This is a genomic window from Microcoleus sp. PH2017_05_CCC_O_A (assembly GCF_020738785.1).
GTDB lineage: Bacteria > Cyanobacteriota > Cyanobacteriia > Cyanobacteriales > Microcoleaceae > Microcoleus.
Genome location: NZ_JAEQCB010000190.1, coordinates 1 through 9015 on the forward strand (window position 1 = coordinate 1; position 9015 = coordinate 9015).

At 44.3% G+C, this 9015-nt stretch carries 4 protein-coding genes and 1 pseudogene; 2 read left to right on the plus strand and 3 right to left on the minus strand.

Going from position 1 to position 9015, the window contains the following annotated elements:
* The coding region (locus JGK20_RS30385; RefSeq protein WP_293233257.1) for an RNA-guided endonuclease TnpB family protein at positions 1 to 907 on the plus strand (907 nt) is incomplete at its 5' end.
* 235 nt (positions 908 to 1142) lie between these two features.
* On the plus strand, positions 1143 to 3602 hold the full coding sequence (locus JGK20_RS30390) for a CBS domain-containing protein (RefSeq protein ID WP_293193037.1): 2460 nt from the start codon (positions 1143 to 1145) through the stop codon (positions 3600 to 3602).
* Positions 3603 to 3791: 189 nt separating this feature from the next.
* Here JGK20_RS30390 and JGK20_RS30395 read toward each other — a convergent pair whose 3' ends face one another.
* The 3 genes and pseudogenes from JGK20_RS30395 to JGK20_RS30405 all read right to left on the minus strand — a co-directional run bounded on the left by JGK20_RS30395 (position 3792) and on the right by JGK20_RS30405 (position 8806).
* The gene (locus tag JGK20_RS30395) at positions 3792 to 6170 is read right to left on the minus strand and encodes a tyrosine-protein kinase domain-containing protein (protein WP_293175213.1); all 2379 of its coding nucleotides are present in this window, start codon (positions 6168 to 6170) and stop codon (positions 3792 to 3794) included.
* 315 nt (positions 6171 to 6485) lie between these two features.
* Positions 6486 to 6632 (minus strand): hypothetical protein, encoded by a 147-nt coding sequence (locus JGK20_RS30400; RefSeq protein ID WP_293175215.1) that lies wholly within the window; start codon positions 6630 to 6632, stop codon positions 6486 to 6488.
* Positions 6633 to 7394: 762 nt separating this feature from the next.
* A pseudogene (locus tag JGK20_RS30405) lies at positions 7395 to 8806 on the minus strand (MFS transporter).
* Positions 8807 to 9015: the final 209 nt, after the last annotated feature.

Below are 9015 nucleotides of genomic sequence, written 5' to 3' on the forward strand. Positions count from 1 at the left end.
TTGCCAGAAGATAACTCAATATGCTTTCGACAATCTTGGTGATTCCTTCTCCTTATTTTTCTCAAAAAAAGCTGGATATCCCAAATTCAAGAAAAAGGGTCATCATGATTCTTTCACGATAGATGCAGGTGGTAAACCAATCCCGGTAGGTGGTACGTCCATAAAGCTACCAACAATCGGTTGGGTAAAAACCTACGAAGGATTGCCTCACACTACCTGTAAGTCAATCACTATTTCACGTACCGCCGACAGTTGGTTTATTGCTTTTGCCTACGAACAGGAGCATGAACCAACTGTAAAGCAACACGATGTCGTGGGTGTTGACCTAGGAGTTAAAGAGTTGGCAACCCTTTCGACGGGAGTTGTTTTCCCTAACCCAAAGCATTACAAAACGCATCTCAGTAAGTTGCGTAGACTGTCAAAGGAATTATCGAGAAAGACGAAAGGCTCTAGCAATAGATTTAAGGCGAAACAAAGGTTAGCAAAACATCATGCTAAAGTAGCGAATCTCAGAAAAAATACTCTCCATCAAATTACTACTTACTTAGGCAAAAACCACGCAACGATAGTAGTAGAAGATTTAAATGTTTCTGGGTTACTGTCTAATCACAAGCTAGCTCAAGTCATCGCGGATTGTGGATTCTATGAATTCAAACGTCAACTGGAATACAAAGCTAAAAAGTTTGGCTGTGAAGTAATCATTGCTGATCGCTGGTTTCCTTCGAGTAAAACTTGTTCAAACTGCGGACATATTCAAGATATGCCACGGGCAGAAAGGACTTACAACTGTGGAAATTGCGGTCATTCGATGGACAGGGATTTGAACGCAGCAATTAATTTATCGCGCTTGGCTTTCATCGTGAAAGCTTACCGAGGGATAACCGCTCCCATGCTCCCGATGAACTAAGAAGCAAATGTCTAGACTTGTCTAGGATTTGTATAGCAGCAAGTCTATTATTTAAAATTCAACCACAGGCGAGGTGTTTGGGCCCTTACCTAAGGCTTTGCCCAATTGTTATACCATTTTCACAAAATAATGCAACTCTAGGGAAGCTCCAAACCGTTATGTAATAAGCTATTCCCAATCGAAAATCAAAAATCGAAAATGGTATTACCCGTCCTCCGATCACCTGCAATTAACTATGCCCTTTTATCACCCGCCCTTTTACTCCTCAGCCTTAGAACAAGCGATCGACCGCTACCCCCTAACTGCCGGGCCAGAAACTTCCTTAGCAGTGGCGATCGCCCTGATGAGTCAGTTGCAAAACAGTTGTCCCCTAGTCAAAGGGCCTTTACCCTCAGACAAGGGGGCGATGACCGAATCATCACCGCCGGACAAGGTGCGGGCCCGCTGCGTCCTCGTCGTGCAGAACCAGCAGACTATCACCACAGGCAACTTATCCGAAAACCCCAGTCGCGGGCTGTTAATCGGCATATTAACCCCCGCCGACTTAGTGAGGCTGATTGCTTCTGGCAAAATAAACAGCCTGCAAAAAGTAGCCCTCCACAAAATACCAATTGCCGAAGTCATGTCCCCCGTGTCGGTTTCCCTCACAGAATCCGACGATCAAGACGTGTTTACCGCTTTATCGTTATTTCGCCAGCACCGAATTCGCTATTTGCCTATTGTCAATCAATTCCGGCACTTGGTAGGAGTGCTGACGCGGGAAAGAATTCGCCAAGTATTGCAACCTTCCAACATTCTCAAATTGCGGCGGGTAGCAGAATTGATGACTACGCCAATTACAGCGCCCCACACCGCCTCGCTGCTGAGCATCAGCGAACTGATGTCCGAGCATCAAGTCAGTTGCGTAGTCATTACCAAAAACAAAGAATTAACAATGGAGAAGCCCAAAGAGGACTCTACCTCCGTTTTTCACTATTCCTTTCACCAACCTTTGGGAATTGTTACCGAATACGACATCGTGCAAGCACAGTATCTCGAACTAAATTTCGAGCAAACTCCAGCTCAAAAAGTCATGAGAACTCCCCTGCAATTTCTGGAACCTTCCGATTCCCTGTGGACGGCGCACAAACAAATGCAGCAGCAACAAGTGCAGCGGTTGGTCGTGTGCGGCGGGCGCGGAGAACTGCTGGGAATTATTACTCAAACCAGCTTGCTCAGAGTTCTCGATCCGACCGAAATGTACCGAGTTGTCAAACAGTTGCAGCAGTCGGTTTATCAACTGCAATCGGAAAAATTGGAACTGCTGCAAAGCCGCAATGCTAAATTGGAACAGCAGGTGCGCGAACGGACTGCCAAACTCCACGAACAGGTGCAGCGCGATCGGCTGTTAACTCAAATTTCCTTCCGGATTCACCAATCCTTAAACCTCGAAGAAATTCTCAACGCCAGCGTCGATGAAGTCCGGCAAGTTTTGCAAGCCGACAGAGTAGCGATCGTGCGTTGGGAGTCGAGCAATTTTGGCATTTTTGTGGCAGAATCCGTTGCCCCCAAGTGGTCTTCTATCTTGGGAGAAATCATGCCAGACAATATTTGGCAGGAAGCTGCATTTGCGATCGAACAGGAGATCTATGCCGTCTCAGACATCGACAAAGCTAGTTTGAGTGCCGAAAAATATGCGCGGTTGCAGCAAGCGCAAATCAAATCTTATTTAATTGTACCAATTTTGCAAGACGGCAATTTGTGGGGGATGATGTGGGTTCATCAGTGTTCCAAATCCCGGAAGTGGCAGGCTTCGGAATTGGATTTGCTGCTGCAACTGGCAACTCAAATCGCGATCGCCATTCAGCAAGCCCAACTCTACCAGCAAGTACAAAATCTCAATGCCGACCTCGAACGCCAAGTCCAAGAACGCACCACCCAATTGCAACAAAAAGTGCAGGAACTCCAGCATTTAAACGTTCTAAAAGATGAATTTCTCAGCACGGTTTCTCACGAATTGCGGACGCCTTTATCTAATATGAAAATGGCTATTCATATGCTGAGAATTTCTCCCACCCCAGACCGACGCCAGATTTATTTAGAAATTTTAGAAACAGAATGTACTAGAGAAACCGATTTGATTAATGCTTTGCTCGATTTGCAGCGGCTCGAAGCAGCAACTTGTCCGATTGACCTCGAACCAGTAAACTTAGATGTGTGGCTGCCTACGATTATCGACCCGTTTTACACGCGAGCCCAGAACCGCCACCAGCATTTGCGAGTAGAGTGCGATCGCCACCTCCCCACGATCAGTTCCAACCGCGCTAGTTTGGGACGGATTTTAGCAGAACTCCTCAACAATGCCTGCAAGTATACTGCCAATGAGGGCGAAATCTCTTTGAAAGTTGAGTGCAAAAAGGGAGACGGGGAAAAAGCAGAAAGCGGGAAAAATTCCGCACAAGCAAGTGTTAGGGCTTCGGAAATTCAATTTACATTCAGCAATCAATCTTCCATTGCGATCGAAGAATTGCCTCGAATTTTCGATAAATTTTATCGAGTTCCCAATGCCGATCCCTGGAAACAAGGAGGTACAGGTTTGGGTTTAGCTTTGGTTCAAAAACTTGTGGAACAGTTACAGGGAAAAATTGAGGTTGAAAGCAGCAAGGGCTGGACTAATTTTACTGTCACATTTCCTACCAAGCCAGATGCGAATTAGTCCGCTACCAGCCGATTTTAGATTTGAGATTGACTTGCAGCGCAGAGAATCTGGGAACTTGAACAGGAGTGTAAAATTTTGGGGTGGGTCATCTTTTTTACTCTTATACCAACGGTCAACTGTCAACTGTCAACGGTCAACTGTCAACGGTCAACTGTCAACAGTCAACTGTCAACAGTCAACAGAATCTCATTCTTTTTTGGGAGCTAGTTTGTGGATGCCTGACGGTACTGGTGCCAAATTCAAATATTCATGTTTATCTTCCACAAGTGATGATGATTTAGATATTTGATACTTCTTGCCTTTGGTGGGGTGATTAGCAACGGTGCCCAAGCAGGGTATGCCAAAATTTTCTAATTGACTAAAAACTGTTTTGACTACAGAAAACTTCACCTGGCGAACTGATACAACCATCAGTATTCCATCTGTGCGCGCTGCTAAAAAATTCGTATCTTTACTGTCAACCAGCGGTGGCGTATCATAGATAACTAAGTCAAATGTTGCGTGCAGTTCTTCCATTAAATACTGCATTTGAGATGAGGCAAGCCGTCTGGCAGTACCGGGGACAGGAATACCGGCTGTTAATACAAACAGATTATCTGCTAGGTGCGATCGCTGGATAATTTCATCCGGTTCATTTTTATTTTCGAGCAAGTTGCTCAATCCATTGACATTAGGCAGTTCCAACAGCCTATGCAGGCTGGGTGAATGCAAGTTCGCGTCTACCAACAGCACTCGCTGACCCGCCAGCGCTGCCACGTGGGCTAGATTTAAAGCAACGGTAGATTTGCCTTCGCCAACTGTAGCCGAACCAACTACCAAAGAGCTAATCGTTCGATTTGAAGAAAGAAAGCGGATATTAGTATAAAGAGAGTCAAAAGCTTCTATAAATTCCGAAGCATTTTTATGATTCCCCTGTTTGCCTTCAAGATAAGCATAGGCATTAGCAATAGAAGGCGGAAATTTTTTAGCATTTTTGTCACGAGGAATTACTCCCAATAAAGGCGCATCAAACGCATCTTTAATGTCATCAGCACAGTAGAAAACATTGCGGATTTTTTCAATAAGAATAGCCGCTCCCAGACCGAACACGAGTCCTCCAAAAATTCCCATCACAAAGTTGTTTGTACTTTTCGATGCAACTGGAATAAATTTGCCTGATTTGATATCTTTGGGTATCTGGGGTTGAGAAATAATTTCCCAAGGTATTTGGCTTTGGGCTGCTTGGACGCGCAGAGTTTCCCGCTGAGTTAAAAGTTGCTGGCGGCTGGTGGAGGCTATGTCTAATTGCTGTTGCAGTTCGTTGTAGCGACGAGCTACAATCGGAAAATCTCTTAATTTTCGGGTCAACTCTTCTTTACTTTGGGCGATCGCCTGACTGCGAGCTTCTAAGACTTGAACTTGGTTCGCAGTATCCACCAATTGTTTGATCAAGCCTATGCGAATCGAGTTTTGAAAATTCTGAACTTTAGAATTGGCTTGAGAGCCTACCAAATTTTGCCCCAAAATGCGATCGGTTTGCTTGTTGAGCAAAGCTACTAAATTTGCCCGCTTGCGCTCTAAAGCTTCTACTATAGGGTTAGCAGATTTAAAACGAGCTGTTTCTACAGCAATCTGACCTTCTACTTCCTTAACCTTGGTCAGCAACTCTTTATATTGAGGTTCTTCACTTAAAGCTGAAGCCGCAATAGCTTCATTTGGTGTAAAATCTAATTGTTTTTGCAAGTTAGCGTACAGCATTCTCTGTTCCTGGAGTAGCCTTTGAGTTTCTAACTCTAAAGTTTCCATAGCGCGAACTTGCACGATCAATTGCGCGCCTTGTTCTTTAGGATCGGTAATTTTTTGCTGCTGCTGTATCATCTGTAACTCAGACTTCAGGTCATTTACGCGCTTGTTGAGTGCCGGAAGCTGGTTTTCAATAAAATTAACACCTTGACCAATGCGAGTCTTGCGTTCGTCAAGGCTGTACTTTAAATATTTCTTTTTAGTTTCTTCTAAAACGAACTGAACTAAGTCAGGCTCTTGCCCGAGGAAACGAACTTCCAAAATTTTAGTTTGCGTCAACTCATTTTCTCCGAGGCGCAACACGAGTAATCCTTTTTTAAGAAGTTCCTCGGTCATTTTTGGATATTTTTGTTGGACTTGTTTGGTAATAGCCGACAGCATCTGAGGACTCTGGAGAATTTGAAGCTGAGTTGGATAGTCCAAACTAAAAAATTCTCGATTAGGCACTCCACCCCCCTCACCGCGATTGGCGAGGGCAGATGCGTCGGTAAGTCTTGCCTCCGTTGTCACGGGTTCCACCAGTATCCGAAAATCGCCTTGATATGTTTTCTTGCCTCCCTTGACCTTATAATAAACTGCACCGCCTGCTAGGGCTACAATCGCAATGATGACTAGGGCTTGTCGTTGAAAAGTCCTGAACAAGGGCTTTAGATTCAATCCTTTCTGGGGTGCCCCGCTTAACTCTTCTCCCTCGTCAACGGGAAATTGCTGCACCTGTCTGCTCTGGTTGCTAATTGGTACGATATGAGCGTCATGTTCTTTTTCCATGTTGACCTCTTTCATATTGTTTTGGTAAAATCAGCTTGGTTCTGCGAGCCTTCTGGTTGATACTTTCACCCTTGACTTCAGGATATCACAGGAGATTCTGGGTTGGTTGGTTCTATTTCCTGCCAATAGTTCTCACTACTTTCACATAATATACAAAAATAACTAAATTCATATCTTGTGCCGGCTGCAAATGTTGTTTTACTAACTCAAGAGAGAGTTGTCTCCGACTGTATTTCTGGCGGCTGTGTTCTGCTTGTATTCCTGGTTTATCGGTGACTCTACCAAGTTTTTCTGGTATCCCTGACCTTCACCGCAGCTCGCGCCATAACTTTACCAAAATTTTACAATTTTACGCCACACGCGGGGGGCCGATCGCCCTGGTATTGCCTTGTCATCTCTGCCATTTTTGAGATCGCCACCAATAGCAGCACTACCTGTTAACTTACCCACGAACCGATCGGCTAAAAAGTTTTGCATTTTATACGTAGATATAATTAACACCATTGGGCCGATTTGTGGAACGACAACTAATCCAATCAATTTCCGACAAAAATCTGTCTTTATCTTTTAATTGTCAACTTTTTTAAGATCTGGATTGCTTTTTAAGTTTATATAATTAAACTGCGCTAACATTATATCACCCACGGATCTATATAATGGGCAAACGACATAAAAATTAATATTTTGTTAATACAAAGTCGATCGACATTTGGAAAAACTCAAGGCTTCTGGGTTTTGCTACCGGGCGGATGGCGCTGGGCGATGTGATGTTTTGTCGCTGAAACATGGGGTTTCTGGGCTTTTCCACTCTTGCTAAAACCATCGCTATGATTCGCCATCCTACTATGAGAGCTATATCAATATTAGCCGGAAACCCGCAACGGGGTGTTTTTTGGGATTAACCGATGAAAGAGGTTTATAACACGTTCTTCATTCAGTTGACAGTTGACTTGGGACAGCACTTGACAAAGGAAGGAAGAGGATTGGATTAATGAATAGTCGGATTTTAATTTCTCCATACAAGGGTTCCGGCTTTCAACCAATTCTTTCGGGTAAGAGGATACAAATAGTTGGCAAGCAATCCGATAATTGTTCTGGAATCTCAGCCGTATGAGCTTTTGACAAGTGTTATTTTGTGATACTCATTAGACTTGGATTGCATAAATATTCCCTTGATACAACAACCGCTCATTAACGCTGATTAGAGAGCGCACAAATGCAATTAAAGTCTATTGAATATTACAGATTATGTGCTTTCTTTTCTCGAAGTTTCAACAAAATCTCTGCGTGAACTTCGCGGGTAATCGGATAGAAATATGTAAGAATCATGCCGCAGATTAAAGCAATTGTGGGCAGTGGCCCGATCGCAACTCGAATCGCGAACAGGGCAGAATCGGGCTGTACAGGCGCAGCCTGTCCCTGAACAGTAGCGAGAAATCCAGCTTGTTCTAATGCTTGACCTACCAACCACAAGCCGATCGCCAAACCAATTTTTTGCAGCAACACCATAAACGAATAGAACACGCCTTCGCGTCTTTCGCCTGTTTGGAGTTCGTCGAGTTCAATCACATCCGGTATCATCGACCAAGGTACAAGATAAGCAGTAGAAACTCCCACACCAGCCATAACTGCTAACAGGTACATCTGGACGACTTGTCCGGGTTGTAGGAAAAACAGTCCGGCTTGGGCGATAATCCACAAACTCATGCCCATAAAATAAACAGCTTTTTTGCCATAGCGTTCGCTAACTCTACTCCAAACAAATAACATGGCGAGTGCGGTGCCTTGAACTGCGATCGCAGTTTGGGTAAAAGTTGCTGGCGGCAGATTCATCCAGTTGATGACAAAGTAAGGCAAAATCGAAGCAGTTAATTGCACTCCCAGCCAAGAACAGAGATAAATTCCAATTACGTACAAAAAAGGGCGATTGTTAAATGCAATCCGCAACTGTTCTCCTATCGGCAAAGAGGTTGAATTGTCTTCTACGGGATTGTCTTGCAATTGAGAGAGGACGTGTTTTCGGGTTCCGAAAAAGCACCAGTACAAAGGCAATACTGAAATTACTGTACAGATGGCGCCTAATATTAAGTATTTTTGGGTGTCATCTTTAACTAAGGCAAAGATAATTTGCGCGATAATTAATGACAAAATGCTGCCGCCGATCGAGAAAGTAAACCGGAAACTGTTAAGGCTAGTGCGTTCGTTGTAGTCTTGGGTTAATTCTGGGGTGAGGGCGGTGTAAGGCAGGTTGACGGCGGTGTAGGCTGTGTTAAACAATATGCCGATCGCCACATAGTACCAAAACAATATCGTAGGATCTTTGCTGGGAACAATCCACTGCAAAAAGAAGAAGATGCCGAAAGGAATTGCGCCGTAAACCATCCAAGGATAGCGGCGGCCCCAGGGGTGAGAGGTGCGATCGCTCAAAACCCCCACAATTCCCAAACCTTGCCGATCAGCAAAATGTTGCTAGCAGTCCCCGCAGCCAAACCCGCCACGTTGGTAAAGAAAAACAGCAGGAAAAACACCAGCACATTCGCAGTAATTGCGGGGCCGAGGTCTCCCGCGCCGTATGCTAACTTTGTGGAGAAACTGAGTTTTTTTGCTTCGGGGTTGTCGGCGGCCCTTTCAGGGGGGGAAATGTTGCTCATAAACTTTTATGTCGGGATTTTTGGGCGATGATTTCGGGATTTTTGGGCGATCGCAGTCTTTCCAATAGGAGTATAACTCGCGTTAAGCTGTAATACTAAGTTTTTTTTTTCGATCGGGACTTTTCTGAAGATTTCGTAATTGGTAATTGGTAATTGGTAATTGAATAGTAGAGGCAGGTTTTACCAACAATCTTTAATTCCCACCAACA